At 58.3% G+C, this 2,560-nt stretch carries 3 protein-coding genes; 1 reads left to right on the forward strand and 2 read right to left on the reverse strand.

Annotated features, from left to right (window positions below):
* Nucleotides 1–539, forward strand: a 539-nt coding sequence (locus tag PDO_RS28335; protein ID WP_007602117.1) for a hypothetical protein, incomplete at its 5' end; no start/stop codon positions are given.
* 14 nt (nt 540–553) lie between these two features.
* On the opposite strand, the gene istB is transcribed toward PDO_RS28335, so the two are convergent.
* Both istB and istA read right to left on the reverse strand, forming a co-directional pair.
* Entirely contained in the window at nt 554–1,348 is a 795-nt protein-coding gene (istB, locus tag PDO_RS12655; RefSeq protein ID WP_037073815.1) for an IS21-like element helper ATPase IstB, read from the reverse strand.
* Nucleotides 1,338–2,560 (reverse strand): IS21 family transposase (gene istA / locus PDO_RS12660; protein ID WP_007602119.1); only part of this gene is annotated, 1,223 nt, incomplete at its 5' end. The genes istB and istA, both read right to left, overlap by 11 nt.

The following is a 2,560-nucleotide window of genomic DNA, read 5'->3' on the forward strand; positions in this document are numbered from 1 at the left end:
GAGCCTTCCTCATCCAATCTTTCTCATTTAGCCCTATCAGCAACGATTTTACAGTGCATATGAACCGCGCTGGCAAGGTGACGAACCACAATCCCGTCTACTACGACGTTATTAGGTTTGACCCGGCAAACGGCCGCCTTACCATCGAGAAAGCTTTGGAGGTGGAGGAGGTGCTTCACCGTCATCTAAATTTCCCCAAAGGCACTGACGCAAAAGTTCTGACTGAGAATACTCTTGGGATAATCGACCGAGAGACCGCTGCACTTGCCCAACTCCACCACACCATGATGGAGAACGCGGAAAATCTTCGCGCCAGCTACGAGGTTGACGCCACCGAGCGTCGGAGAAAGTTTGAAGAGCTGCAACTTCAGGCTGAAGAGGACATTCGGAAACGCGAATTCGAATCTTCTGAGCGCATCGCCGCTGAAAAAGCTGCATTAGATGACAAAATCAAGAAGTTCGACCAATCTGACCACATGTTTGTTGGTTTCCACGCGGAACTGAGCCGGTTTTTCCACCGAGAAGTGAGCCACCTCTAAGTATGGTTTTCTGATCAGGGTTTGGTCAAGGGATTGGCCTTTTCTCCTCTCTTCTGCGCCGCGGCGGCCGAGCTGGCTTTGAAGCGGAAGCTGTCGTTCCCGGTTTCCAGGATATGACAACGATGGGTGAGACGGTCGAGCAGAGCGGTTGTCATCTTGGCGTCGCCGAAGACGGTTGCCCACTCGCTAAAGCTGAGGTTGGTGGTGATCACTACGCTGGTCCGCTCATAGAGCTTGCTCAGCAGATGGAAGAGCAGCGCTCCGCCTGAGGCGCTGAACGGCAGGTATCCCAACTCGTCCAGGATGAGCAGATCGAGGCGGACCAAGGTCTCTGCGATCTGGCCTGCCTTGCCTTTAGCCTTCTCCTGCTCAAGCGCATTGACCAATTCGATGGTTGAGAAGAAGCGGACTTTCCGACGATGATGCTCGATCGCCTGGATGCCGAGGGCGGTCGCGACATGCGTTTTGCCAGTGCCAGGGCCACCGATAAGGACAACGTTCTGCGCCCCATCCATGAACTCGCATCGGTGCAGTTGGCGCACGGTAGCCTCGTTGATCTCGCTGGCGGCGAAGTCGAAGCCGGAGATGTCTTTGTACGCAGGAAAGCGGGCGGCCTTCATATGATAGGCGATGGAGCGGACCTCGCGCTCGGCCATCTCGGCCTTCAGCAACTGTGACAGGATGGGCACGGCCGCATCAAAGGCAGGAGCCCCTTGCTCGATAAGGTCCGTGACGGCTTGGGCCATGCCATACATCTTCAGGCTCCGTAGCATGATGACGACGGCAGCACTTGCGGGGTCATGACGCATGGCGACCCCCTGCGATCCGGGCGCGTAGGCCATCATAGCGTTCCACATTGGCCTTGGGTTCACGCAGCAAGGTCAGCGCCTGCGGCGTATCGATGTCGGGACCATCGATTGTCTTGCCGTCGATCAGCCGATGCAGCAGGTTCAGCACATGCGTCTTGGTCGCTACTCCTGCATTCAATGCCAGTTCCACAGCCCTGAGGACGACCTGTTCGTCGTGATGAAGGACAAGGGCAAGAATATCGGCCATCTCACGATCACCGCCGGGGCGGCGAAGCATCTGGTCCTGCAGTTGTCGAAAGGCCAGCGGCAATTCCAGGAAGGGCGCACCATTGCGTAAAGCGCCGGGCTTGCGTTGGATGACGGCAAGGTAATGCCGCCAGTCGTAAATCGTTCGCGGCGGCTTGTCGTGGCTGCGTTCAATGCCCCGCTCATGCTCGCATAGGACATTGCCCTCGGCCGCAACGACCAGTCTCTGGGGATAAATCCGCAGGCTGACGGGCCGGTTCGCAAACGATGCAGGCACGCTGTAGCGATTCCGCTCAAAGGTAATCAGGCATGTCGGCGAGACGCGCTTGCTCTGCTCGACGAAGCCGTCAAATGCAGCGGGGAGCGGCATCAATGCTGGTTGTTCTGCGGACCAGACGTCCGCGATCGTGCCGGGCAAGGTGCCGTGCGCTGTGTCGCGCCACAGGTCCTGGCAATGCTGTTCCAGCCAGGTATTCAATGCCGCCAGATCCGGAAAGTCCGGCATCTGTTGCCACAAGCGTGGTCGGGCATCCTGGACGTTCTTCTCGACCTGCCCCTTCTCCCAGCCTGCCGCTGGATTGCAGAACTCAGGCGCAAAGACATAATGGTTCGTCATCGCCAGGAAGCGGATGTTGACCTGCCGCTCCTTGCCCCGGCCTACGCGATCGACCGCGGTCTTCATGTTATCGTAGATGCCGCGACCAGGTACGCCGCCGAACACACGGAAGCCGTGCCAGTGGGCGTCGAAGAGCATCTCATGCGTCTGGAGCAGGTAGGCCCTGACCAGGAAAGCCCGGCTGTGTGACAGCTTGATGTGGGCGACCTGAAGCTTCGTGCGCTCGCCGCCGATCACGGCATAGTCCTCACTCCACTCGAATTGGAATGCTTCACCTGGGCGGAAAGATAGCGGAACGAATATGCCGCGGCCCGCCGTCTGCTGCTCAACCCGCCACTCACGGGCAAAGG

It is taken from the genome of Rhizobium sp. PDO1-076 (genome assembly GCF_000247475.1).
In the GTDB taxonomy this organism is placed as follows: domain Bacteria; phylum Pseudomonadota; class Alphaproteobacteria; order Rhizobiales; family Rhizobiaceae; genus Allorhizobium.